21 protein-coding genes are annotated in these 24,545 nt (G+C 46.3%); 12 read left to right on the top strand and 9 right to left on the bottom strand.

Annotation, left to right across the window (positions count from 1 at the left end):
- Nucleotides 1–452 precede the first annotated feature (452 nt).
- Both NDI33_RS13165 and NDI33_RS13160 read left to right on the top strand, forming a co-directional pair.
- On the top strand, nucleotides 453–1,487 hold the full coding sequence (locus NDI33_RS13165; RefSeq protein ID WP_190675937.1) for a mechanosensitive ion channel family protein: 1,035 nt from the start codon (nucleotides 453–455) through the stop codon (nucleotides 1,485–1,487).
- Between the two features lie 13 nt (nucleotides 1,488–1,500).
- On the top strand, nucleotides 1,501–2,832 hold the full coding sequence (locus NDI33_RS13160; RefSeq protein ID WP_190675935.1) for a DUF2254 domain-containing protein: 1,332 nt from the start codon (nucleotides 1,501–1,503) through the stop codon (nucleotides 2,830–2,832).
- Between the two features lie 44 nt (nucleotides 2,833–2,876).
- On the opposite strand, the gene NDI33_RS13155 is transcribed toward NDI33_RS13160, so the two are convergent.
- Entirely contained in the window at nucleotides 2,877–4,163 is a 1,287-nt protein-coding gene (locus NDI33_RS13155; protein WP_190675933.1) for a DUF389 domain-containing protein, read from the bottom strand.
- 214 nt (nucleotides 4,164–4,377) lie between these two features.
- Here NDI33_RS13155 and NDI33_RS13150 point away from each other — a divergent pair, with 214 nt between their 5' ends.
- Nucleotides 4,378–5,184, top strand: a complete 807-nt coding sequence (locus tag NDI33_RS13150; RefSeq protein ID WP_190675931.1) for an ion transporter — start codon at nucleotides 4,378–4,380, stop codon at nucleotides 5,182–5,184.
- Nucleotides 5,185–5,335: 151 nt separating this feature from the next.
- On the top strand, nucleotides 5,336–5,923 hold the full coding sequence (locus NDI33_RS13145; protein WP_190429030.1) for a hypothetical protein: 588 nt from the start codon (nucleotides 5,336–5,338) through the stop codon (nucleotides 5,921–5,923).
- A gap of 76 nt (nucleotides 5,924–5,999) precedes the next feature.
- Here NDI33_RS13145 and NDI33_RS13140 read toward each other — a convergent pair whose 3' ends face one another.
- The gene (locus tag NDI33_RS13140) at nucleotides 6,000–6,569 is read right to left on the bottom strand and encodes a DUF3611 family protein (RefSeq protein ID WP_190412026.1); all 570 of its coding nucleotides are present in this window, start codon (nucleotides 6,567–6,569) and stop codon (nucleotides 6,000–6,002) included.
- A 302-nt stretch (nucleotides 6,570–6,871) separates the two neighbouring features.
- On the opposite strand from NDI33_RS13140, the gene NDI33_RS13135 reads away from it, so the two are divergent.
- From NDI33_RS13135 to NDI33_RS13115, 5 genes are all read left to right on the top strand, one after another.
- On the top strand, nucleotides 6,872–7,645 hold the full coding sequence (locus NDI33_RS13135; RefSeq protein ID WP_190528079.1) for a hypothetical protein: 774 nt from the start codon (nucleotides 6,872–6,874) through the stop codon (nucleotides 7,643–7,645).
- A gap of 148 nt (nucleotides 7,646–7,793) precedes the next feature.
- On the top strand, nucleotides 7,794–7,973 hold the full coding sequence (locus tag NDI33_RS13130) for a nuclear transport factor 2 family protein (protein ID WP_199302445.1): 180 nt from the start codon (nucleotides 7,794–7,796) through the stop codon (nucleotides 7,971–7,973).
- Between the two features lie 110 nt (nucleotides 7,974–8,083).
- The gene (locus tag NDI33_RS13125; RefSeq protein ID WP_199302444.1) at nucleotides 8,084–8,254 is read left to right on the top strand and encodes a hypothetical protein; all 171 of its coding nucleotides are present in this window, start codon (nucleotides 8,084–8,086) and stop codon (nucleotides 8,252–8,254) included.
- A 393-nt stretch (nucleotides 8,255–8,647) separates the two neighbouring features.
- On the top strand, nucleotides 8,648–10,564 hold the full coding sequence (locus NDI33_RS13120) for a hypothetical protein (protein WP_190675929.1): 1,917 nt from the start codon (nucleotides 8,648–8,650) through the stop codon (nucleotides 10,562–10,564).
- Between the two features lie 473 nt (nucleotides 10,565–11,037).
- Nucleotides 11,038–11,253 (top strand): hypothetical protein, encoded by a 216-nt coding sequence (locus tag NDI33_RS13115; protein WP_190675927.1) that lies wholly within the window; start codon nucleotides 11,038–11,040, stop codon nucleotides 11,251–11,253.
- A gap of 95 nt (nucleotides 11,254–11,348) precedes the next feature.
- On the opposite strand, the gene ftsH3 is transcribed toward NDI33_RS13115, so the two are convergent.
- The 6 genes from ftsH3 to NDI33_RS13085 form a co-directional block, all read right to left on the bottom strand.
- A complete protein-coding gene (ftsH3, locus tag NDI33_RS13110) occupies nucleotides 11,349–13,187 on the bottom strand; it encodes an ATP-dependent zinc metalloprotease FtsH3 (protein ID WP_190412024.1) in 1,839 nt (612 codons plus the stop codon).
- A gap of 334 nt (nucleotides 13,188–13,521) precedes the next feature.
- A complete protein-coding gene (locus NDI33_RS13105; RefSeq protein ID WP_190675925.1) occupies nucleotides 13,522–14,340 on the bottom strand; it encodes an aminotransferase class IV in 819 nt (272 codons plus the stop codon).
- A gap of 808 nt (nucleotides 14,341–15,148) precedes the next feature.
- Nucleotides 15,149–15,697, bottom strand: a complete 549-nt coding sequence (locus tag NDI33_RS13100; protein WP_190675923.1) for a DUF3124 domain-containing protein — start codon at nucleotides 15,695–15,697, stop codon at nucleotides 15,149–15,151.
- A 538-nt stretch (nucleotides 15,698–16,235) separates the two neighbouring features.
- Nucleotides 16,236–16,613, bottom strand: a complete 378-nt coding sequence (locus NDI33_RS13095; protein ID WP_199302452.1) for a hypothetical protein — start codon at nucleotides 16,611–16,613, stop codon at nucleotides 16,236–16,238.
- Nucleotides 16,614–16,666: 53 nt separating this feature from the next.
- A complete protein-coding gene (locus NDI33_RS13090; protein ID WP_190675921.1) occupies nucleotides 16,667–17,635 on the bottom strand; it encodes a hypothetical protein in 969 nt (322 codons plus the stop codon).
- A 281-nt stretch (nucleotides 17,636–17,916) separates the two neighbouring features.
- Nucleotides 17,917–20,121, bottom strand: coding sequence for an ATP-binding protein (locus NDI33_RS13085; RefSeq protein WP_199302451.1), 2,205 nt, complete (start codon nucleotides 20,119–20,121; stop codon nucleotides 17,917–17,919).
- Nucleotides 20,122–20,519: 398 nt separating this feature from the next.
- Here NDI33_RS13085 and NDI33_RS13080 point away from each other — a divergent pair, with 398 nt between their 5' ends.
- The gene (locus NDI33_RS13080; RefSeq protein ID WP_190412019.1) at nucleotides 20,520–21,440 is read left to right on the top strand and encodes a bestrophin family ion channel; all 921 of its coding nucleotides are present in this window, start codon (nucleotides 20,520–20,522) and stop codon (nucleotides 21,438–21,440) included.
- A gap of 230 nt (nucleotides 21,441–21,670) precedes the next feature.
- Entirely contained in the window at nucleotides 21,671–21,829 is a 159-nt protein-coding gene (locus tag NDI33_RS13075; RefSeq protein WP_190675917.1) for a hypothetical protein, read from the top strand.
- 292 nt (nucleotides 21,830–22,121) lie between these two features.
- Here NDI33_RS13075 and ftsH read toward each other — a convergent pair whose 3' ends face one another.
- Nucleotides 22,122–24,062, bottom strand: coding sequence for an ATP-dependent zinc metalloprotease FtsH (gene ftsH / locus NDI33_RS13070; RefSeq protein ID WP_190531875.1), 1,941 nt, complete (start codon nucleotides 24,060–24,062; stop codon nucleotides 22,122–22,124).
- A 231-nt stretch (nucleotides 24,063–24,293) separates the two neighbouring features.
- Between ftsH and NDI33_RS13065 the strand changes: the two genes are divergently transcribed.
- Nucleotides 24,294–24,488 (top strand): hypothetical protein, encoded by a 195-nt coding sequence (locus NDI33_RS13065; protein ID WP_190675915.1) that lies wholly within the window; start codon nucleotides 24,294–24,296, stop codon nucleotides 24,486–24,488.
- The last annotated feature ends 57 nt before the right edge of the window (nucleotides 24,489–24,545 follow it).

The following is a 24,545-nucleotide window of genomic DNA, read 5'->3' as shown; positions in this document are numbered from 1 at the left end:
TGCGATCGCGCTACAATCTAGCACTATAGGAACTTGTTAACAGTATTTTATCGATATTTTCCTAGATATAAATAATTTTTTTATAGTTTATCTGTCTCTATTTAGATAATTATTCAAAAGTTAAATCATTATTCATGGTTTAGCGCTAAATCAACTATAGCAGTTCTCACTTGAGTGCAGTATAGACTCGGAACCTCACCCCCAGCCCCTCTCCGTGAACGGAGAGGGGGGAATATTGAGGAATATTGAACCCCTCCCTGTGAACGGGGTGCGGCAGGGGTGAGGTTAAACCGTACTACATCCAATAGAGAATTGCTATAACTTTAGAAATAAATTATGAATATATTTATTTTTATAATAGAAGCTGTGTTATCTAGATACTGACCATAGACAGAGTCAAAATTATGAATTTTTAATTAAAATCAACAACATTTTGTAAGCGGAAAATAGGAATGAATTTTCAAACATCGGTATCAACAGCATGGGGGAAAATTCAGGCAATGATCGATGGCCTGATTGTCATGCTGCCCAATATTGTATTAGCACTAATCGTCTTCACACTATTTTTTTTTGCAGCAAGAGCGATTAAGGCGACGGTCAGACGGCTTACCAGAAGGCATCGACAAGCTCGGAATCTGGGTCTGGTGTTAGGTCGTTTGTCGCAGGGAATTATTATTTTAATTGGTCTATTTGTAGCATTATCCATCGTTATCCCGACATTTCAAGCCGGAGATTTAATTCAACTGCTAGGGATTAGTGGGGTCGCAATTGGTTTCGCGTTCCGCGATATTCTCCAGAATTTTCTGGCTGGTATTTTAATTCTGTTGACCGAGCCATTCCAGATCGATGACCAAATCGTATTTAAAGACTTCGAGGGAACGGTTGAAAACATCCAGACGCGAGCCACGACCATTAGAACCTATGATGGTCGTCGCATCGTGATTCCGAATTCTGAGCTGTTTACAAACTCGGTAACGGTGAACACTGCTTTCGAGAATCGCCGCCTTCAGTACGACGTGGGTGTTGGTTACGGCGACGACATTGACCAGGCGAAACAACTGATTCTAGAAGCGATCGCTAGCGTCGATGGTGTTTTGGAAGATCCAGCTCCCGACGCCCTTGTAGTGGATCTAGCTGACAGTACGGTGAATATCCGCGCCCGTTGGTGGGTACAGCCGCCGCGACGTGCAGATATTCTCGATAAGCAGGATCAAGTTCTCGCTGCCATTAAGAATAAGCTCACGGCTAACGGCATTGATATGCCCTTCCCGACTCAGCAAATCCTGTTCCACGACCAAACCGAAGAGACAGATGGCGATCGCGCTCGTCAGCGTGAAGGATGGCCCGCTGGGAAACAAGAAGTGCCAAAACCCCGCAGTATCGGCGGTTCCCTCCGGAAGCTAGCAGAAATGCGTGCCCAAAGAGATGGAAATGGCAGCCATAGAGACGAGAACCCCGATCGCCCTCACACTGCCGACGATAATTAATGAAAAATAACTGATGAAAAACATCAAGCTGGGCAAACTTTGGGACTCGCTCCACTCCAGCTACTGGTTCGTACCAACGCTGATGGCGCTCAGCGCGATCGCCTTGGCATTCGGAATGTTAAGCCTCGATCGAGCAGCCAAATCTGATCCGATAGAGTCGTTGGGCTGGATCTACACCGGCGGGCCAGATGGGGTGAGAACGCTGCTTTCAGCCGTTGCTAGTTCGATGATTACCGTTGCGGGTACTGCCTTCTCGATTACAATTGTTGCCCTCACCCTCGCTTCCTCCCAATTCGGCCCGCGACTGATGCGTAACTTCATGCAGGATACGAGCAATCAAGTCGTCTTGGGCACGTTTATCGGTACGTTCATCTATTGCTTGCTGGTACTGCGAACCGTGCGAGGAGAAGATTACGATGTGTTCGTACCGCAAATCTCCGTCACGATGGGCATGGTGCTAGCGATCGCCAGTATTGGCGTCCTGATCTACTTTATCCATCATGTCTCAACCTCAATGCAGGCATCCCATATCATCAGAGAGGTTGGCAGAGAGTTGGACAATGTCATCGATCGCTTATTTCCGCAGAAGATCGGGCAGGGTAAATCAGCACCAGAGCAGCGGTCGGTGGCGGGAATCCCCGCCGGGTTTGAGGAGGAAGCGACTCCTATCTTGGCGAAAGAGAGCGGTTATCTTCAGGCAATTGATGACGAGCTGTTAATGAAGATCGCCACCTCAAAAAACCTCCTCCTGCGTCTGAAATATCGCCCCGGCAAGTTTATTGTGGAAGGAAGCGAACTGGTGATGATTTGGCCTGGGGAACGGGTGAATAAAAAACTCACCCAGCAGTTCAACCAAGCATTTATTTTTGGCGAACAACGCACCGAACAACAGGATGTAGAATTTCCCATCGATCAGTTAGTTGAAATTGCCGCTCGCGCCCTTTCTCCTGGCATCAACGATCCGTTTACGGCGATCCAGTGTATTAACCAGATGACCGCTGCACTTTGCCGTCTGGCGGAGAGAGATTTTCCCTCGCCCTACCGCTACGACAAAGACAACAACCTGCGAGCGATCGCGAATCCGGTGACGTTTGCAGAGTTAATTGACGCCGCCTTTAACCAGATTCGACAATACAGCAAATCGGATGTAGCAGTGAAAATTCGATTACTCAAAGCGATCGCTCTCATCGCCACCCACACCCGCAACCAGAAAGACCGGGCGGCGCTGCTACGTCATGCCCAAATGATCGAGCGCAGTAGCTGTGAGGAAGTATCGGAGGAATTAGACCGAAAGGATATTGAGGAGCGATATTTGGCAGCGGTGAAAGCGCTAAAGGAGTTTTAAATGACGCTGCTCATATTTAGCTTGAAATTTAGCTTGAAAATAACTTAACTTTCCGATTGCGGCGCTTCCAGAACGCTGACATCAATTAAAGGTGTGACGTTAAACCCTTTGCCAAGTAATTGCCTTTGAATTGCGCGAGTCATGCGAGAGCGAATCTCTTCCGAAGACTCAGTAACACCCGCCTGACGCTGAACATAAATGGTACCCAACAACGTATTCTGACCTTTGATATTCGAGGGGGTGAACCGAACATTGGCTTCCACCAGTTTCGCCAAACCGCTATCATTCACCACCTTCTGGATTTGGGCAACGGCACGCTGTTCGCGGCTGCCGCGCTGAAGCTCCGGAGAGCTGGAAAACTGCCAAGTCAGCAAGCCAAAAAGCGCTACGGCAGTGGCTGTAAAGGCAGACGGAAATATCCAGCGCTTGCCACGGTTATAGCGGGCACCTTGAGCAGACAGACCATAGGCGCGGAACATCAGGGAGGCGGATAGATTAATCCCAACCAGTTGTAGCAACAGCACAAAGACGCCGTTTACAGCCATATCCCAGCGACCCATTGCGCTTGCCATCCCCACCATTCCGGCAGGCGGTGCCAGCGAAGCCGCAACCAGCATTCCCACCGCCGCCCCAGAGACGAGGCTACTTCTTTCCGATTGGACAAGATTCAGAGCGCCTGCCGCACCTGCGACCAGTGGCAGCAGCACGGCTACTGCCGAAACCGTACTGGTTGTGTTCATGGAGGATGTCACCACTTCCTGTCGCAGAATCAAGGTGAGTGCCCCAGTGACTAGGATTGTTACCGCCAGGGCTGAAAAGTATCGTAAAATGCTCCGTCCGAGAAGTTCTCCATCGCCGCGTGCCGTAGCGATCGCTGTATTCATCGCTGGCCCTGCAAACGGTGCAATCAGCATGGCAGCGACGAGAAGATAGCTAGTATTGGTGAACAAGCCGATCCAGACCACCACACCCGCCGCCGCGGCATATCCCAGAAACCCTTTCCACGAGCCAACGCTTTGCAGCCCTGAGAGGAAAATTTCGATGGGACTGCGTGCCTGCACATCTGTCACCTGCTGCGCTGCTTTAAAAGGCGGTGGCTGCAAGGCGATGACTCCACGCGGAAGCAGCGTGACCTGCAATTTTGGTACCGCTTGCAACTTTTCGAGTAGTTCCTCAACCTTCCCATTCGAGACGTGAACGATGACCACGTCTAACGATTCATCAGCTCCAGTCGCTTCAAACAGGGAAAGATTTGCTCCATCACAAGCTTGGGCAATATCCAGAACTGTTTTCCCACACCCACGGGGAACCTGTACAAGTAGTTGGCGCATTGCGGCTGGCTATATTAAGTCTGCGTCCCTTGTACCATCTCGCACAGTATGGAAGTTCGCTCTCTAGCTAGAGGAATATTTCACTACTTTTCTACTAATCTCTGCTGGGGTTTTCTATGCACCTGGATATTTGCCCACAGTCTGACCGCTGTACCCTTGGCTCAGCTTTACGGCAAGCGCTTTCAAAACTGCTGTAGGAGTCATTAAAAATCTTATGAGCAATCTGAGTCCAACTGAAAAACGGGAACTCAAAAAAGAACAAGGCGAGGTTCTGCAACAGTTGGAAGACTGGCTAGAAACACCCATGCTATTGCTCGGCTTTGGGTGGCTGGCGTTGTTGGTCGTCGAACTAATTTGGGGCTTAAATCCCCTGCTGGAAATCATCAGCAACTTTATCTGGATCGTTTTTATCCTAGACTTCGCCTTACGATTGGTTCTGGCTCCTTACAAATTTATCTATCTCAAGCAAAACTGGCTCACAGCCCTCTCCTTGCTGTTGCCAGCGTTGCGCGTCTTCCGAATTACCCGCGTGTTTCGCTTACTGAGAGCCAGCCGGGGACTGCGACTGGTACGTGTCATCAGTTCTCTGAATCGCGGTATGCGATCGCTCCGAGCCAGCATGAGTCGTCGTGGTTTTGGCTACATCATCGCGCTGACGCTGGTGGTAACGCTGGTGGGAGCCGCAGGGATGTATGCTTTTGAAAGCAATACCCCTGATGGGCGCGGACTGAATGACTACGGTGCTGCACTGTGGTGGACAGCAATGATTATGACAACGATGGGATCGGAATACTGGCCTCAGACTCCAGAAGGTCGGGTACTCTGCTTGATCCTATCGTTATATGCTTTTGCAGTGTTTGGCTATGTAACGGCAACCCTCGCCACCTTCTTTGTCGGACGCGATGCGGAAGACGAACAAGCAGAAGTAGCAGGTGCTAAATCTATCGCCGCGTTGCATGAAGAAATCGTTGCATTGCGGGCTGAGATTCAGGCGCTTTCCCGTCAGAAACCAGAAGCATGATATGAAATTGAATTAATTGCTTCGTTTATAGTTTGTTAGTAATGACTAATTGGGAAAAAGTTTTAAGTCTTGAATTAAAAAACTTTCTTCTAACTCAAAACTCAATACTGCAAACTCTCTTTACCCATGACCCATTTATGAGGAAAAAGCAATGCTGAGTAGCAATTGGCGAGGGTATAGAATCGCCGCTTGGGTTGGACAGTTTTTACTCGCGATCGCGATCGCCGTTGAATTGTATCACCGGAACTGGGTGGGTTCATTTACACTCGCCTGCTTCCTGGCTGCTTCGTTTCTGTTTGTGACCCTCGAAAATCAACTGCCAACGTTGTTTGATTTTCTGTTTGTTATCGCAGCCTTGATCAATGCGGGTGGCTGGGTTTGGGGTTTATTTTACCCACCGGGACCCTACGATGAAATTGCTCATGCCTTTACAACCTTTTCCGTAACGCTGGCGCTGAGTTTTCTCGTGTATGAGTCAATGCTGACTCCGTTCCGCTACCACCGACTGCTGTATATCTTAACGATCTCTAGCTTCGGAATCGCCATCGGCGCTCTTTGGGAGATATTTGAATGGGTGGTGCAAGTGATCAATGACCTTGATGACACCATCGTGGATCTGATTATGGACACCATTGGAGCTTTAACGGCAGCACTGGTAAGCGTGTGGGCGCTACAAGAGCGAGTCCATCCAAAATCAACTGTCGAAGATCAATCAGTATCACCAAAGCGCCGCCGTTAAAAATTTTTAATGAGTTGTAAGCCATGAGTCATTAGTCATCAGCAATAAACCAAAGACCCAGAGGTGGGGGAAATTCTTACTGATTATGCACCCACTTGAGCAGCCCTAGAGCAGTGACAACATTTACAAAGTGACCGGCAATCCCATTAAAATTCGCTAATACCACAAAAACATCAAGCGCCCGAATGATTTTGTAGGGGTCGGTGATTGCCACACCTGGAGGTTGGGATACAGATTTTGCTAGTAACACTCCCATACTCGCTCCACCACCCAACAGACATAACAAAATCCCCACCAAACCTGTAATTAAAGCTAGTCGCAGGACTTGAACAGTATCGGCTTTGGAGGGATGCACAGCCGAATTAGGATTTGCTAAACCTTTAGCGATGCGAGTGTAGCGGAAAGCTAAGAAGACACCGAATAACAGTGCGAAAAGTCCACAAATTGCCCAAAATATACCGACTCCTAGGGCAGGATTTGCTTCATTGGCAAAGTTACGACCAGAGATAGCAAATAATAAAGCGATGCCAGAAGCAACTGCCAATCCTAATTCGACCCAGAAGGCAATCCAGCCTACCAGACGAAAAATATTGGAGATTTTTTGTTTAGTTGGGGAAGGTGAGTGGGTGTCTGAGTGAGTTTGCATATCTGTCTCATGTTGCAAAAAGGAGCTGATACCCCACACCAGAACACTACCTCTACTGGCTCTGGTTATACGCCCACCTAGAGAGAGAACCGATCCCTTGCCTAAAGATGAAAATTTATCGGTCAATCAACTTGTTTAAAACTTGAAGAATCAGAAAAATCGGCTAAGGGGAGGACGCCTTAGTGCCCAAATCCTATCAAGCTAAAGAGCAAGGGCACTGATTTCAGAGCCGCTATTGACGAGTGGCGTGTCTTTTTAGTCAAGATATTCATTCTAAAAAATATTCCCTCTTCTCAACTAAGATGCTGTTGGCAGTTGCAGAGTCTTCGGTATTCAATCCTGATGTACGCTTCCTGTCTGCAATCCTTGCAGTCGGTCTGGCTCTGGTGCATCTCTACTCCGGTAAGCTGCGCTTTCTGGATGCCACCCCTCGCAGTATCTGGCTTTCTATCGGGAGTGGCGTATCTGTCGCCTACATTTTCGTCCATATCCTCCCGGAACTGAGTCAGGCACAGGAGACAGTTAAGGAGACGTTGGACGGGGGGTTTGCCTTTCTGGAACACCACGTTTACCTGGTGGCACTCATAGGCGTCAGCGTGTTTTATGGACTGGAGCGAGCTGCTACACTGTCGCGCCAGCGCAACCAAAAGGCGGGAAATGGAGATGTTACAGAAGCTGGGGTCTTCTGGCCGCACATCGCTTCATTCGCCGTTTACAATGCTTTGATCGGCTACCTGTTAATCCACCCGGAGGAACCGGGTTTTCAAAGTCTTTTTCTGTTTTTCTTCGCAATGGCTTTGCATTTCATGGTCAACGACAACGGCTTGCGCGAACACCATAAGGATGCCTATCACAAGAAGGGGCGCTGGATACTGGCGGCGGCGATTATCGTGGGATGGGTCATTGGGAGCGGAACCGAAATTCACGAGGCAGCGATCGCAGTCTTGTTTGCCTTCCTTGCCGGAGGAGTCGTCCTGAACGTCCTGAAGGAAGAACTCCCGGAAGATCGCGATAGCCGCTTTTGGGCTTTCGCTCTGGGTGCAGGTATCTATGCCGCGCTTCTGCTGGAACTGTGAAGCAATGCCGATCGAGGTTTGTTTGCAACCAAAGCGTCTTTGCAGATCGTGCCGATCCTCAACGCAGATTTCGCGTTAAGCTTTGCCCGTAGTTGGATCGAGGGGGGGAATCAACATGACATCGATGCTGTCCTAAGCCACTACGCGGATGACTTCGAGCTTGGCTTCTCCTTTGATCCCATCGATTGCTGAAGAATCTAGCGGCGTTCTACATGGCAAGGCGGATGTGAGAGCCTACTGGAAGAAAGGGTTAGCGCAAATTCCTGACCTTCATTTTGAACTCAAAGAAGTCCTGACGGGTGTAGATAGCATCACGCTCTATTACTGAGGGCATCGGGCATGGTGGCTGAAATGCTATGGTTTAACGGTACTGGAAAGGTAAAGAAAGCTTGGGTTTGTTAGGCCATTAACATAACAAGGAAGGGTGAGTTGTGAGGCATGGGAATCTCCCATCAACTGATTAATCGATCTCAGGAAAATGTAACCTATCTTGAGATTGGCGATCGCACTCTTGGAGATGAGGTCGAATTCCCAAATGACGATCTCAAAGCAACACAATTGCCGAATGGTGAATGGGCTTTAACGCACAAAGATGGTCGCGCTTATTAAGGTCACTGCCTAACAACCGCGCTGCATCATAACGTTCCGCGATCGCATTTTATCCTTCAACAATAATGCGATCGCTCGATCGAGTCACGTTTGGTTTCACGTTACCTACTGATTCACAAGTAAGGATGTGACAAGCTCAACCCAACCTACAGCGAGGGGCGATCGCACTTGAAAATATACGGAAAAATTCAGCTTATCCTTCAGAAACCGCCTAATATACAGAACAATTCTACCTATCTACTTAATTTAGAATCATATACGGAAAAATTCTGCCTATCCGCCAGAACTAGATGAATAGGCAGAATCTTTCTGTCCATTAATAGTTAGACTGATAAAATCATCTGATTGAATATATAACTAGAGGCATAGCAAGTTTAAAGGTATGAATCTGTAATGCCAAAGGAAGAACTCAAGCCAAGAAAAATTTGTGCTACTCTGCCTGCATTAGGAACTTATACTGTTCCTTTCTACAAAGAATCAGCAAAAATTTTGGCACTATTAGGTGACAAAGAGTTAAATCGGCTATCAAAAATAGCTCATCTGGGTACGGCAGCCACAGTATTTACCGGAATTAATCACTCACGTCTTGAATACATGCTCTTGCAATGTGCAATTATTAATCTTTTGCCAAAATTTAATCTTGGGACAGAACAATTTGCAATAAGTGGGAAAGTCAAACTTGCAGGTGGAAATTCTCAGTTTTCATCGGGCGAAGAACTATTAAAGTATTGGTCTATTTTTAGCAACATAGGACATACTCAATATACTTATGGAGTTGAGAGAGCTTTGTTTTCTTATTTACGCCGGAACAAAGATTCTAAAAAGTTTTTTTTGTCAATGATTCGTCAAGCTGAGCTTCAAGAATGGAGTAAGAAAGTTATTGAAAACTATCAGGATTCCAACTTTCATTGGATTTTGTCTATTTTGAGAATCTCACAGTATATTCCTCTTGGAAATCGGGATAAAGGATTATTTAATCAGTGTCTAATAAATTTATTATTACCTCTTGAGAACTTGAATTTTAAGTCACATAACGATCGCTACAAAATGTATCGTCTTCGCAAAATTTTTGAGCAAATCAGATTGCTTAGCTTGGTTACACTTGATTCTTATTATTCTCATCACCCTGTGAGGTATCAAATTTCTACAGCAATCATGGATCTAGAGAATCTATTTTTAGACCAGGAAACAGGCTTTGAGAACCTTTTAATTCAGACCGCTAGTTGGTTAGCTGATGAATTATATATGCATCCTAATTCGGCAGCTACTCTTCGCTACTATGAAATTCAATCGTCGCAGAAGTTTAATAAATATTATGAAAAATTCTTTAAATCAGTAGATGAATTTAAAGGGTTTATGAGCAACTTTATGAATGATGGCTTTGGTCAACCTTCAAATAATCATCTAAAGATATTTTTAAGAGTATCTCTGTCAGAAAAACAAGCTGCAATCTTTCGTAATAAGGATACTTATGATATTAGAAATATTTTAGAAAAACAGATAACAAAACCTAGAAAAACTCGAATATCTGTTCTTAAAAATCCCTTTTCTAAAAATCTTCATATTGATTTATTTTACGATTACTATGAGTCTAGTCCTTATGATATAGGACAGTTATGTTGTGGATTTTATAAGTGGTTTATTCGGACAATTAAAGTACACGCTGCTTCAAGCCTTGAAGAATCTTTTTCAAAGGAGATAATAAAAAAATTTCCACCACGCTTTAAAGAAGAGTTTAGACTTATGATTTTAAGGCAGAATATGGAGGAATTCCAAAATATTTTCTCTCATATGTTGAGCAGCGTCATAAAGTATTTGATTCCTGAAGATTCAATAGGATCTATAGTTGAATTTATACCATCGTCAAAATTGAAACAGCCTTTCCTAACCAGACTAAAAGATGATGATTTACAGTTTGACAATATCAAAATTAATCTTGAAAACTCTATTGTTGACAATCCTTTTAAGCTACATGCTGATCGTATTCAGGAACTAAAAGCAATTAAGCACGTCGTACAATATTCTCGTTTTCCCTTATTAATAGTATGTGCCGATAAATTTATTCTAAGAAATTCGGGGGGAAGACATGTTGCTGAATGGGATGGAATTATACTTGAAATTTCACAACAAAAGGCTTGTTTAAATATTATTGAAGCCAAGAACAAGGGTACGGATCATCAAAACGAGAAAGAGGCATTTGATCAATTAGCCAAGTGCAGGAATTTTATTAAATTGAAACACAAAAGCATGGAAACTAACAGAGTTAGAATTCCTGCTTTAGGAGCAAAGCTAAAAATTAGCTTGTGTTAGTAATTTGGAAATGCGAAGTTTTGTTTTTGAGTACTGCTATGAAAATCAGTCTAACACGACATTGGAGCCAACCGATGAGAGGTAATCGGTGAGCGCCACAAGTTGTCTGCGACGGCTCAACTTTACCGTTAGATCGCTTGTATGCAACATAAGCTACAGGTTGTAATCAAATAAAGACCAATCATTAGAGGTTTTAATTGGAACTTCTAGAGATTGCAGGTACAACCAAGACTTGGAGAGTGAAGTGTGACTGCTAGATTCACAGTTTGAAATCTAATTTCGCGATCGCATTCCCGTGTGCCGAAGGCATCGCATTCTATCCTTCAACTTACTCCTGAGAAGAGAGGAAAGTTTTAGAACTCACAGCTAAAACCCAATCAAATTGTCTACCAATTTGAAGCATCTGAATTTTTTCGCGTTACAGCTACGGGATGCTGGGAATTTAGGCGGCTAACAATCACAGGAGATTTGTTGTGAGGTCTCGAAGACTGCAATCATTGTTTTGCGATCGCTCGTTCGTTCTCCGCTTTTTGAGCATCGCCCTTGTCGTTTCAGTCTTGCTGTTCAGCGCTAAGGCAAGCTTATTTGAGACTTCTGCGATCGCGCAAATCCCAATGCAGCCTACGCCATCGAATCTCTGTAGCACTTTGGCTCAGAGCGATTTTTCACCCGTACCTGCTCGCTCCTGATGTCTTTGTGCAACGCCAAACAAAAATTGGGGTCGTTCTAGAAAATATCCTAGAATTCCCCCAATTTTTAGAACGCTCAATGAGCAATTAGCGAATTATGCGATCGCTGCCATCTTCACATCGTTATTCGCCAGAACCTCTTGCAGTTCCTCAGCGTCTACCGTTTCCTTTTCAATGAGCATTTGAGCCAATTGATCCAGGATGTGGCGGTTATTCACCAGCACTGCTTTGGCACGATGGTAAGCTTGATCCACCAAATTGTGGACTTCATCATCAATCGTCGCCGCAGTTGCTTCCGAGAAATCCCGCTCGGCGGCAATGTCGCGTCCCAAGAACATATTGCCTTGCTGACGACCTAAAGCAACTTGTCCCAAGCGATCGCTCATGCCAAACCGCATCACCATTTGACGCGCCACACGAGCCACCTGCTGCAAGTCATTCGAGGCACCCGTTGTTACTTCTTCTTCACCGAAGATGATTTCTTCAGCAAGCCGACCGCCCAAGGCGACTGCCATCTGATTTTGCAGATAAGAGCGGCTGTACAAACCAGAATCCATCCGGTCTTCACTCGGTGTAAACCAAGTCAAACCACCCGCACGACCGCGAGGGATGATGCTGATCTTTTGCACCGGGTCATAATCTGGCATCAATGCACCAACGAGAGCGTGACCCGCTTCGTGATAAGCCACCAAGGTTTTGCGCTTTTCGCTCATCACCCGGTCTTTCTTCTCTGGGCCAGCTAGCACCCGGTCGATGGCATCATTGATTTCATCCATCGAGATTTCGGTCAGGTTGCGACGAGCCGCCAGAATCGCTGCTTCGTTCAGCAAGTTGGAGAGGTCAGCACCCGTGAAACCAGGGGTACGACGAGCGATCTTCTCAAGATCCACATCCTTCGCCAGCGTTTTGCCACGGGCGTGAACGTTGAGAATCTCCAAGCGACCGGCATAGTCGGGACGATCCACGACCACCTGACGGTCAAAGCGACCCGGACGCAGCAGTGCTGCATCAAGTACATCTGGGCGGTTCGTAGCAGCGATGATAATAATTCCCGTGTTGCCCTCGAAACCGTCCATCTCGGTCAGCAACTGGTTGAGGGTTTGCTCCCGCTCATCGTTACCGCCGCCTAAACCTGCACCCCGCTGACGCCCCACGGCATCAATTTCATCGATAAATACGATACAGGGAGCATTTGCCTTGGCTTGTTCAAACAGGTCGCGCACGCGAGATGCACCGACACCGACGAACATTTCTACAAACTCAGAACCAGAGATAGAGAAGAAAGGCACACCTGCTTCCCCAGCAACTGCACGAGCGAGCAGCGTTTTACCCGTTCCCGGAGGTCCAACTAGCAGCACGCCTTTGGGAATTTTTGCTCCAATGGCGGTGAAGCGGTCGGCGTTCTTGAGGAAGTCAACGACTTCATTCAGCTCTAGCTTGGCTTGGTCAATGCCAGCGACATCCCCAAAAGTTACTTGGGTTTGTGGCTCCATTTGGACTCTGGCTTTGGATTTGCCAAAGTTCATCGCTTGAGAGCCTGGGCCACTCTGAGCGCGGCGTAGCAAAAAGAATAATCCAACCAGAAGCAGAACGGGGAAGAAGAGACTGCTCAAGGCGCGGAACCAGAAGCTGTCATCGCTCTGGGGCAAAACTGAAATGTCTACACCCTTGGTGGACAGAATGCTAATCAGGTCTGGGTCATTAGGCAGGTTAACGACAATCTTGCTGCCGTCTTGTGCTGTAACAAGCGCCTTAGTGCGGTCGGCACTAAGACCAACTCTTTCAATCCGACCGTCTTGAACTTCCTGAATCAGCTTGCTGTATTTCCAGGTTTCCCGACTTTGGGGTTGTTTGTCTAAAAATGCTGTTCCTAAGGCGATTACAACTATTGCTAGCAGCGCATACAGCCCTGCATTTCTCCACCGTTTGTTCACCGAGTTTCCTCCTAAGCTCTAGGATATGGGGACGCTTTGAATTTTTATTTGTATTAACTTATGTTAACCCGTCTCAGAATTCCTTGACACGGTTGGTTCATAGAAACCTTCAACAACGTCATCTATCTTCATCGTAACCGTCGCCACAAAAACAACCATCCTAGCTGGAACAATCTACTCCCACACCCTAGAAATGGGGCTACACAACATAGTCCCCCACCCTAGAAGGGTGGGACTACACAGACAAAGCCTGCCTACGCAGGCTTTGTCTCCTAGCCTGTAAAGACAGGGTTCGTTTGTGGAGTCGCGACTTCAGTCGTCGAGATTTTTACGCTCAGGGGGAAGCTTGATGGGTTTGGTAGCGCTGAAATAAGCTCTGCAATTGCTCTAGGCTGCTGTGTAACGGGTCAAAAGTCAAAGTACCTTCTTGGCAAAGAACGGTATGAATCGGAACGACTTGCACCACGCAATTACTATAAGCAAGAACTGACAATCCTTTCACAAAGTCAGCATCCCAAGGCACTTGCCCAGGGGTTAGATTCTGACTTGCCAGCCAGTTGATCAGTTGCGATCGCGCGATTCCCGGCAAAATTCCAGCATCTAGAGGCGGCGTCCACCACTTACCATCCCGCCATCCCCAAAGATTGCCCGTACTGGTTTCTAACCAATTTCCCTTATCATCGACCAAAATTGCTTCTGTCGCTCCCATCTGCTGAGCTTTTCCCAATGCCAGCCAAGCAGGCAGGTAGTTCCCCGTTTTATGTTCGGGAATTGAGCGGCAAAATAACGGCTCTGCCGCTAGCCAACTTTTAACACCATATTTTTGTCTTTCTATCAATTCATCGGGAAAAAACCGCCCGCTAATCCACTCTCGCCCATCGGGAAATAGAGTAATTCTGAGAACGGGGAAGTGTGGGATTAACGCTTCTGCTTGTTGCCGTAATTGTTCCCAGTCTGGCTGCTGCCAGTCAAACGTTTGCACGCTGCAACAGAGGCGATCGCAATGTCCCTTCCAGTTAGTCAGCGGACTCTCCAACGACTGCTCATAAACCCGCAGCGTTGTAAACACCTTCGCTCCATAAAGCAACCCCGGATCGTCAATCGCTAACTCCAGGGTTCCCGACTCAATCAGGTTGCCGTTATACCAGTACATCTCATCACCTTTGGGTGAATACAATATACTTCAAGATACTACAAAAAGGCGACAAACGCTACACAAACGTCCTTTTGTACGTGCAACGCGAGACTTTTGAAACCCGCTTCGGTCGGGTTTAGTCTGTATAGATGCGAATTCTCTTCGCCCTTTTGACAGGCTGTATAGTGACTTTTTATTTGACGTGGAGACAGATCGGATTAGTGTCGTTAAAGAGGCAAAGCTAAACCTGGCTTGCTTTTTCCGCTCAATCTAAATTGGCAATGCTGCTGGTCAAATGCTAGCTCGTTGAGTAATCTTTCTCTGTAATCCTGCAATCGGGAAAGTTTTGCTCAGTGACACGAAATTGTCTCGACGCCATTTAATTTGGCACTGTACATCAACGTTGAAAAGGTGATTGATGAGCAAAAATGTCCTGAGTTTCCAGAATGGTTTCAACTCAGGCGGCAAGGAGCTATTAAACCGAAATTTATTAATGATTGACGTGATTAGGTCGATTCCATCTTCATGACGATGAACCCAGCTAAATTAAGCGCAAGACTCGCAATGTATTAAGACTTTTTTTGGAGATGCGATCGCCTTGAAAAACCATGTTATTTTCTGTTCTCTTTGAGGAATTTAGCTATTTCAATCTAAATGCTGAACAGCTTAGCACTTTGGAAAAGGATAGCTTCGATATTATCCTCACTGAAAGCTAACGTGGTTTCCTTTTTGTCGATATTCTGGCTAGAAGTTTGATGGTAAACTAATAATCGTTAAAAAACTTTGACAGTAGCTTTTTGTGACAAAAAAAAGCTACTGATACAAATTACTTATTGTTATGATTTTTAATAACTCTACCAGGACTAACAAAAGAAATTCCTTGGTTGGATGCAGCACTAATCATAACGGCTTCAACGACAGGCTCAGAAACTTTCTTTTTAGCTATCCACTCAACAATAAAGTTAGCTCCTAACCCCCCAGTGGTGTCAGTTCTCGCTACAACAAAATCTGTAGAAGCTAGAGAACCAAGTTCCACAGGGCGCTCTAAATAGTGCTTGATTAATTTTCCCTCTGTATCATAGTAGCGCACTGAAGTGACAATGATGGGATTGCTCAAATCCGTATTGCGAATACTAAGAGTGGCTGATAAATATAAAACTTCCTTCTGGTTTTCGTAATAAATATGAGAATAGATAGGGACATAGATAGTTTGCCCCATCGCTATCTTACTATTGTCATCCAACGTTACCACCCTAAGTTGGGGTTGAGTCACCTGATTCATATTAGATTGTGGCTTTTGTGGAATCCCCGGTAAACTGCAAGAGGCAAGGACAATGAGTGCTAGGGGCGAAGAGAAATACAAATAAAGCTTCATTAGAGGTAATTGTTAGATTATTAGAGGTAATTGTTTGATTTTACTAACTGTGATTAATTTTCGATGCTACCCGGTACCCTGGCTTTTAAAGTCAGGGTATTTTTTATGTTTTGGTTCCAATTGGGGCTAAAAGATTTTGCCTTACAAGCGACTGTTTGTGTACAGTGCCAAATTAAATGATGTCAAGACAATTTCGTGTCACTGAGCAAAACTTTTCTGATTGCAGGATTACACAGAAAGATTAGTCAATGAGCTAGCATTTGACTATCAGCGTTGCCAAATTAGATTGGGCCGAAAAAGCAAGCCAGGCTAAGCTTTGACTCTTTAACGACATAATATGTCTCCACGTCAAATAAAAAGTCGCTGTACAACTACTGGCGATAGCTATACTTCAAAATGCTACAAAAAAGCGACAAACGCTACACAAACGTCCTTTGGTACGAGCAACGCGAAACTTTTGAAACCCGCTTCGGTCGGGTTTAGTCTGTATAAATGCGAATTCTTTTCGTCCTTTTTACAAGCATTGGGATGCTCCCGATCAAAATGTCCATTCGTGGTCTGGATCGTTAAGTGCTACTTTGACAGACGCTAAGTTCGCAAGGTCTTTGAACGGACTTGACTTTGCTATTTCCGTAATTGAGTTCAAGGCTAGGGCTAATTGCTCGTTATTACCGGCTGTAATTGCCCGATCAACGACACCAAACAAAGCGCGAAAGTTTTCTGCACGTTCATCAAATGAGCGGTCAAGGTATGCCATTAGCAAGTCTCGCTGGGCATTAATCTTGGCTATTCTTTCTTTTTCCCAGGCGTCAATATCGCGTCGCTTAGTGCGTTCCTCCTCAGCCACCTTCTTGTATTCCGTGTAAGCTGAGACAAGATCGCGTAGACATTCAGCGAGCCTAGTGAATTCACCCATGCTTTGTGCAAGCACTTCTACAGAAACTCTTTTAGCCGACACGGCTAATTACCTCACAGCTTACAATATTTTGCTTTGATAGTGGCAGAAGAAGGATTTAGGTTGCCTTTAGTATCTAAAACTGGGGTTTTCATGATTTCTACAAGTGCCTTCACTAAAAGTCCTACCTGTTGAAACTTGCTAGCATCCCGGTTTGTTTCAAAGGATTGGGATTCAAGTTCATTAAGACCTATAACAGCACGATTATTCAAGTCTTCCACTAAGTTGCTTAACTCAGCGATCCGCCGTTTCACTTGTTGCAGAAAGTCTTTGGCAGCATCAATCTTAGCAATCTCAGTGCTAACATTGGCTTCGTATTTTCGTGCTTTTGTTAAAGCTTTCTCACCTTGACCAGCAAGCACGAAGCCACCAATCATCAAGGCTGGACCAACCGTAATACCTCCGAGGACAAGGGTGCCAAGTGCCATGCCACCGCCACCAGCAGCCAGTGAACCACCGCCCAGCCATGCTAGGGTGGCATTCCAAGCAGCAGCACCACTAAGTCCTGCAATAGCTGTTCCGGTACTTGCTGTCCCAAAAAGTCCTACAAGCCCTACTGCGCCTTGACCAGCCGCCGCTGCTGCCCCAAGAGCTGTAATACCACCTTGGGCAAACTTTTCAGCTTCCAAAGCAGCAGCTTCATATTCTTTGAGCTGCTGAACAGAAACGCCTTCTAGCCCAGCTAAAAACTCCATCTCGCTTTCAGAAGCCTGCCGACCAATCCGCTTGATGAAATTAACAAATCGCCCAACTGTACGCACCTTAATATCAATCTGGAGTTGACCATAAGCTTCTGCAAGTTCTTGGGTGGCTTCCCAGTCAGTTTGCAACTTCTTGACAGCACGCTCGTGTCTTTTTTGAGCACTCTTGCCAATTTTCTCGGCATCCTTCATGTCAGAAACACCTTCAACACCTTTGACCGCGCCATAAGCGGCAGTAGCTAAGGCAGCAGCACCCAGGATAATTGGTATCACAAATATCATTAAACACTCCTGAAATTAGTTAGTTCGATGCTGGATATTCATAAAAATTACCGTTGCCAATACAACCAACTTGAATCCAGCAATATCAAAACCATAAAGGTAAAGAAAAGAATGAGCCATCCGAATAAACACGGTCATTTCTTGCAGAGAATTGTGTTGATAAAATGAAGATGTCAGTAATTCTCATCAAGGCAGCATAAACACAAGAATTACCTGCCTGGGCAAGTAATCTCGTAATGCGATCGCCCTTGACCTCAGTTACAACGCGATCGCATCCCCAACTAGGAGACTATATTGAAAGAATTTCTAGCCAAGCTAGCGATTGTCGCAGCGAATGCCGCGGCCTCGACAGGCTTCGTGACGTGCTGCTGGAAGCCTGCCAAAATCGCACGCTCGCAATCCTCGCTTCTGGCATAGGCCGTCAGTGCTACCGCTGAAATCTGTCCTCCTTGCTCTGGCGTCATTGCTCTAATTTTGCCGATCAACGTGTAGCCATCCTCATCGGGCATCCCAATGTCGCTCACTAAGACATCTGGTTTTACCTGTTGCAGCGCTAAGAGTGCCTCCTGTGCCGATGCCACTGCTGTTACCCTCGCTCCATACTGTTCAAGCGCGATCGCGAGAAAATCTCGGCTATCAGCCTCGTCATCTACAACCAACACCTGTAACCCTTCTAGTACAGTGCTGAAGCTTGATGAAGGCTGTGTACTAAGTGGGGCTTCTAGCTCAGGCTTGAGTCCTTTCAACTCAGTCTTCATCATCAGCGGCAGTTTCACCGTAAAGATTGCCCCTTGCCCCTCCCCAGGGCTGTCAACACAGACAGTTCCGCCGTGTAGTTCGGTGAGGTGACGAACAATTGCCAAACCCAAACCAAGCCCTGTTTGCGATCGCGTGCTGGTACTATCAGCTTGACGGAAGCGCTCGAAGACATAGGGCAGAAAGTCAGCCTCGATTCCTTTGCCTGTATCGCTCACCTCAATCTGGGCATAAGAATCAGTGCAATCGAGCTTGATTTCCACTCGTCCCCCGGAGGGTGTGAACTTGATCCCATTCGAGAGCAAGTTCCAGATAATCTGCTGCAAGCGGTTTGGATCGCCGACAACCAAACCAACGGCGGGATCGAGTACCGATTCCAGTCGAATGCTTTTAGCCGCTGCGGCTAGATGCACCGTCTCCATCGCCGCTTGAACAATTGAGATCAGATTAACCGGGCACACATTCAAGGAAAGTTTGCCTCGAATCATCCGCGACACATCCAGCAGATCCTCAATCAACTCTGCTTGTAACTTAGCGTTGCGCTCAATGGTTTCCAGGGCGCGAGCAGTCGTTGCTGCATTCAACTTCTGAGTGCGAAGCATCCCCGACCATCCGATAATTGGGTTGAGGGGCGATCGCAATTCGTGAGAAAGTACCGCCAAAAACTCGTCTTTCATACGGTTCGCCGCCTCTGCCTCGGCGCGTGCCGCTTGTTCGCTAGCCAACAGTCGGGCACGTTCTTCCTCCGCTCGCTTGCGCTCCAGTTCTGCCGTCGCACGGGTGGCAAAGATTGTCAGCAGCGATTCTGCCAGATGGAGATTCTCCAACGGTTTTCGAGCCATCACCCCCACTAATCCCAACACTCTTCCTGTGGAGCCTAAAAGCGGAGTTGCGATATAGCTGTCAACGTCCATCTCGGCTAGCAAAAAATTACCAGGAAATTGCGCTTGGAGATTGCGGGGATAGCAGCATAGCTTTCCTTGCTGAATCACCTGTTTGCAAGGTGTATTCAGCAGTGAATACTCAATATTGTCTGCAATCTCATGCTGGGCATAGAGAGCAATCGTGCTGACTTTATCTTCGTCTTTCCCCGCCAGTTCCCCAATAAAAGCGAAATCAACATCCAATGCCTTGGTGAGGTGTTGCGCCAGGGAGTAGAAAAACGCCTCCCCTGTCGCTGCCGAAACTCCCTTCGTCACCTCAATGAGGACAGCATCCATCTGAGCAATTTTGTGTGCAGCCAGCCGCAACTCTAGCTCATCAACCACCATCGCCGCTAGATCGGCAAGGGTTGCTCGCTGCTCGGCAGATAACTCATGGCGCGGCTTGCTGTCTACAAGACAAAGGGTGCCAAGATTAAAACCATCCTTAGCGATCAGGGGCGCACCTGCATAGAAGCGAATGCCCGGTTCGCTAATTGCATAGGGCTTACAAGCGAAGCGAGGGTCATTTCTGGTATCTGCAACCACGAAAACATCCTTAGACAAAATCGCGAAGCTACACATTGTTGCTTCACGATTAATTTCGCGGGTGTCAAAGCCGTAGCAGGATTTAAACCAGGCTCGAAATTGGTCAACTAAAGAAACGAGGGCAATGGGTACGTCAAAAAGCCGAGCCGCCAGAGCCGTAATGCGGTCGAAGCTTTCTTCGGGAGGTGTATCGAGAATGTTGTAGCGACGCAGTGCCTCTAGGCGTTCTATTTCGTTAGGCGGCAGGGGAACAGTGGTCAAAGTACCTCCAGAAGACACTTCTTAAATATGGCTTGGGGCAGCTAAGATAGCTTTGCGTGCCTGTCAAAGAGCGCTATATTTTATAATTATTTAAATTTTAGAGCAATCTCAAGCAAAACCCAATAATTTACCACAATCCGGGTAAACAATACTGCAATTATTAATACTTTTAGCAATTCCGAAGCGCGATCGCGATTGAAACCATCTAACAATGCGATCGCTTACCTGCTACTAACTGCAATGGAACATCGTTGACACAATCTACTCCTAAAAGGACAAGACTGTTTCAGAAACATTTACTGACTATGCTATAACCTTAAAAAAATCTCAAGGATAAATCGAGTATTATCTTTTGGATGTAATTCAGCGTCTGAGTCAAAGTTAGAGGTTAAAGTTTAATGGATAAAAAGAAATGGCAGTGGTTTCAAGTTACCTTCCAGTTAAAAGGATCGGTCATTCCGGCAGTCTTGCCCAGAACCCTAATCTGCGGGCTATTTGGCTTAATTATTTCTGTTCTTCACCATTTTAAATTAGCTGTATCTTTGCCAATTTTAGCTAGCTTAATTCCTAATATTGTTTTAGGTTTATTACTGGTTTTTCGGACGAATACAGCTTACGAGCGGTTCTGGGAAGGTCGGAAATGTTGGGGTAGTATCGTGAACACTGTCCGCAACCTGGCTCGTCAAATTTGGGTATCGGTTGACGAAAACGAACCGAAAGATAGAGAGTCGAAAATAGCTGCTTTACGGCTTCTAGTAGCTTTTTCAGTAGCGACTAAATTGCATCTTAGGTCAGAGCCAGTCAACAGTGAACTAGAAGATTTGATGTCTGAGTCTCGCTACTTTAAGCTAAAGACAATGAACAATCCACCACTAGAAGTTGCGTTTTGGATTGGAGATTATTTACAAGAACAACATGGTCGAAATCGCCTGAATGTTTATCAAATGAATTCTTTGCAAAATTTGATTAATCTACTAGTAGACAATTTAGGGGCTTGTGAACGCATTCTCAAAACTCCAATTCCAATGGCTTATGTAATCCATCTCAAGCAGTTACTGTTAATCTATTGTCTATCTTTGCCGTTTCAAATGGTTGGACAGTTGCATTGGTGGACTGGGCTAACGGTTTCTTTAATTAGCTTTACATTGTTTGGAATTGAAGAAATTGGGATTGAAATTGAGAATCCTTTTGGGCACGATGCCAATGACCTTCCTTTGGATGCGATTTGTGCCACAATGCGGCGCAATATTGAAGATTTAATTTCTCTAGCCCCTAGTGTTAGGGATTGGAAGACCACAAAAATTGATAAAGCAGGATAGGAAAAAAGCCTGCTAGCGATCGCAGAAGACGAATCCGATTTTACTGGATGTCTACAACAGAAACAAATATTCCTACTCGCCTTCAAAAGCGATAGGGAGATTCATTGTGGAGCATCCTCAAGGGAAATTAGGTCGCGCGATCGCTTCAATGTTGCTTAAGATACATGACGATTTTGAGAAGGTTGGTATCATGTTTAAGAAATTAAACTCTGCCCAAAAGGAAATCTTCAATGAATGGTGCATGGCTCATAAAATTTAGTGTAGTTTTATACTTTATAACAGCGGCTGCACTTCTGGCAGAATTGATAAATTTTCATCCATTTTCAGGTGCCCCAGTAGTGACTAGCGAAGAGCAAGCCCAACCGATTGCTGTAGATTATCAACTTTGAAGGGTGACGCTCCAGGGGAATGCCATTACAGAGGATGGTTATATATAAATTTTTACAAGAAAGATGCGTTTCACTACCCGCTCTAGTTAGCGATCGCAATGAGATTCCATCACTCCTCTCTGGAACCAGGTAATAATACTTAGTCCAGTTACCTTTCAGATTTCTGCAATAAAACCGTAAAACAGGCGAAAGAAATCCGCTGTTGTAGATTGGCACGTATCGGGATGCTCCCAAAGGAAAAGCGATCGCTTTAAACGAAAAGCGATCGCTTTTTTCTCACCTCAAGGAGTCATTAAACCAAAGCGGCTTGCTTCAACTGTATCCCGTCAGGTAGCTTCCCGCTACGCAACCATTCATCCATTTCTGAAGGAATATTAGCGGATTTGAGTTGTTCCCGCAGTTCAGCGCCTTCCAAAACTTCTTTTTGCAAAAGCATCTGTGCCAGCTCTTCCAGTAAATCCCGATTCTTGTCTAAGATTTCTAAAGCCATGTGGTGCGCTGCATCAATCGTTTCCTTCACTTGGCGGTCAATCTGCTCAGCCACCACGGGACTCACTGAACGACGCGGATTGCTGTAACCCTCCATGAACTGTTGCTGCGGCTTCTCAAACGCCACGGGTCCCAATTCATCACTCATGCCGTAGAGAGTAATCGCCCGTTCCGCTAAATCTGTTGCTTTTTGGATGTCGTCACTCGCACCCGTAGACACCTTTCCAAAGATTAACTCTTCCGATGAGCGTCCACCTAAGAGAGTGGCGATTCGACCGCGAATTTCATCTTCTACCATCAAAAAGCGGTCTTCCTCTGGCATCTGGAGCGTGTAGCCTAAGGCACCGACGCCACGGGGGACGATAGAGATTTTCTCGACTTTACCAGCTCCCGGCATCAAAGCCGCGATAATCGCATGACCGACTTCGTGATAAGCGACAGTCTTTTTCTCAACATCATTCAGAACGCGGGATCTGCGCTCTAATCCGGTGACAACACGCTCAATTGCTTCGTTGAAGTCTGCCATCATCACAGCGTCGCGGTTCTGACGTGCTGCCAGTAGCGCCGCTTCATTCACCAGGTTGGCTAAATCGGCACCGGCAAACCCAGGTGTGCGACCCGCGATCGCTACCAAGTCTACATCATCTGCTAATTTGACATTTCGGGAATGGACGCCAAGAATGGCTTCTCTACCCACTTTATCCGGGCGGTCTACTACCACTTGCCGGTCAAAACGACCCGGACGCCGCAGAGCCGGATCTAGCACTTCTGGGCGGTTGGTGGCGGCGACGATAATCACCCCGGTATTCCCATCAAAACCATCCATTTCGGTGAGCAACTGGTTAAGGGTTTGTTCGCGCTCATCGTTTCCACCGACAAAGCCTCCAGCACCGCCGCGAGATTTACCTAGCGCGTCTAGTTCGTCGATGAAGACGATGCAAGGGGCTTGTTTTTTGGCTTGTTCAAATAAGTCGCGGACTCGTGCAGCGCCGACACCGACGAATAGCTCGATAAATTCGGAGCCAGAGATACTGAAGAAAGGAACGCCCGCTTCACCCGCGATCGCTTTTGCTAAGAGTGTCTTTCCAGTTCCCGGAGGTCCCACCAGCAGCACGCCTTTGGGAATTTTTGCTCCCAATCGGGTGTACTTCCCGGCATTTTTCAAGAAATCCACAATCTCTAGCAGTTCTAACTTGGCTTCATCGACACCCGCCACATCACTAAACTTGATGCCGGTGCTGCCTTCTGAGTAAATCCGTGCCTTGCTTTTCCCAACCGTCAGCGCTGCGCCACCTGCGCCTCCACCCCGGTTCATCAACCATCCCCAAATTCCAAAGAAAATCAGGGGAGGAACAACCCAACTGAGGAGGGTTCCAATCCAGCCATTGTTGTTGGGTGCAGGTGCAGCAAACTTTACGTTATGTTCGCGCAGGATCTTGGGTAGATCCAGATCGATTGCCACTGGCGTGGTGACGAATACCTGATCTGGTGCGGCTTGCTCTCCCGTGGCATCGGATTTAAGCGCATACTCGATCCGGTCATTGCTCACAACTGCCTGCTCAACTTTACCGCTTTCTACCTGATTGATAAAGTCGCTGTAGGGTACCTGCGGCAATTGAGAGCCAAAACTCGGAATGATAAAGTTTAGCAGTAGAAGGATAGTGAACAAAATCAGGAAGCTGCCGCCAAACTGCTTTGTTCTAGAGGCTTTGGGCGATCGCTTATTATTATTTTCAACAGGCATTGTAGATACGAACCTCTTAAAAGTTATAAAGTTTGAAAGGTTGCTTTCAGATGTCTACTGAGTGAAAGCTAAATGTACTCTTGGCTTTAGTAAGCTTTTAGAGCATCGAAATTGGTAACAGGGTGAGGCTCTAAAAGCTATTGTAAAAAAGGGGATGCGATCGCCTGGGTTCGGTGTCTACCCCTACAAGCATCCGTATAGCCGTACTTTAGTCTTTGTTTATTAAGTTGTATGACAACTCAGGTTGGATTCATTCTTAAAGTGCTACTCGCCTCAGCGGCACTGTCAATCTTAATTAAGTACGGTGGTCCCTATTTATCAATTCCAGCATCCCCAGCCCTAGTGCTGATGGTTGTGTTTCTGCCAACGCTGATTATGGCTGTGACCTTCTGGCAGCGATCGCGACAATATCGCCAACTGGACTAAGTTGTATTTTAAGTATCAATGAATACTTATCTGAGTAGAGCGGCTTACATAAAAACA

Origin of the sequence: Trichocoleus sp. DQ-A1 (assembly GCF_039961955.1) — a bacterium.
Taxonomy (GTDB): domain Bacteria; phylum Cyanobacteriota; class Cyanobacteriia; order Cyanobacteriales; family FACHB-T130; genus FACHB-T130.
The sequence above is the reverse complement of the archived record's forward strand: the minus strand, read 5'-3'. Positions and strand labels throughout refer to the sequence as shown.

Excerpts from the sequence above, each read along its gene's own strand:
- NDI33_RS13165 (WP_190675937.1), top strand. The coding sequence starts at position 453 with ATGAATTTTCAAACATCGGTATCAACAGCATGGGGGAAAATTCAGGCA.
- NDI33_RS13160 (WP_190675935.1), top strand. The coding sequence starts at position 1,501 with ATGAAAAACATCAAGCTGGGCAAACTTTGGGACTCGCTCCACTCCAGC.
- NDI33_RS13155 (WP_190675933.1), bottom strand. The coding sequence starts at position 4,163 with ATGCGCCAACTACTTGTACAGGTTCCCCGTGGGTGTGGGAAAACAGTT.
- NDI33_RS13150 (WP_190675931.1), top strand. The coding sequence starts at position 4,378 with ATGAGCAATCTGAGTCCAACTGAAAAACGGGAACTCAAAAAAGAACAA.
- NDI33_RS13145 (WP_190429030.1), top strand. The coding sequence starts at position 5,336 with ATGCTGAGTAGCAATTGGCGAGGGTATAGAATCGCCGCTTGGGTTGGA.
- NDI33_RS13140 (WP_190412026.1), bottom strand. The coding sequence starts at position 6,569 with ATGCAAACTCACTCAGACACCCACTCACCTTCCCCAACTAAACAAAAA.
- NDI33_RS13135 (WP_190528079.1), top strand. The coding sequence starts at position 6,872 with ATGCTGTTGGCAGTTGCAGAGTCTTCGGTATTCAATCCTGATGTACGC.
- NDI33_RS13130 (WP_199302445.1), top strand. The coding sequence starts at position 7,794 with ATGACTTCGAGCTTGGCTTCTCCTTTGATCCCATCGATTGCTGAAGAA.
- NDI33_RS13125 (WP_199302444.1), top strand. The coding sequence starts at position 8,084 with ATGGGAATCTCCCATCAACTGATTAATCGATCTCAGGAAAATGTAACC.
- NDI33_RS13120 (WP_190675929.1), top strand. The coding sequence starts at position 8,648 with ATGCCAAAGGAAGAACTCAAGCCAAGAAAAATTTGTGCTACTCTGCCT.
- NDI33_RS13105 (WP_190675925.1), bottom strand. The coding sequence starts at position 14,340 with ATGTACTGGTATAACGGCAACCTGATTGAGTCGGGAACCCTGGAGTTA.
- NDI33_RS13100 (WP_190675923.1), bottom strand. The coding sequence starts at position 15,697 with ATGAAGCTTTATTTGTATTTCTCTTCGCCCCTAGCACTCATTGTCCTT.
- NDI33_RS13095 (WP_199302452.1), bottom strand. The coding sequence starts at position 16,613 with ATGGGTGAATTCACTAGGCTCGCTGAATGTCTACGCGATCTTGTCTCA.
- NDI33_RS13090 (WP_190675921.1), bottom strand. The coding sequence starts at position 17,635 with ATGATATTTGTGATACCAATTATCCTGGGTGCTGCTGCCTTAGCTACT.
- NDI33_RS13080 (WP_190412019.1), top strand. The coding sequence starts at position 20,520 with ATGGATAAAAAGAAATGGCAGTGGTTTCAAGTTACCTTCCAGTTAAAA.
- NDI33_RS13075 (WP_190675917.1), top strand. The coding sequence starts at position 21,671 with ATGAATGGTGCATGGCTCATAAAATTTAGTGTAGTTTTATACTTTATA.
- ftsH (WP_190531875.1), bottom strand. The coding sequence starts at position 24,062 with ATGCCTGTTGAAAATAATAATAAGCGATCGCCCAAAGCCTCTAGAACA.
- NDI33_RS13065 (WP_190675915.1), top strand. The coding sequence starts at position 24,294 with ATGACAACTCAGGTTGGATTCATTCTTAAAGTGCTACTCGCCTCAGCG.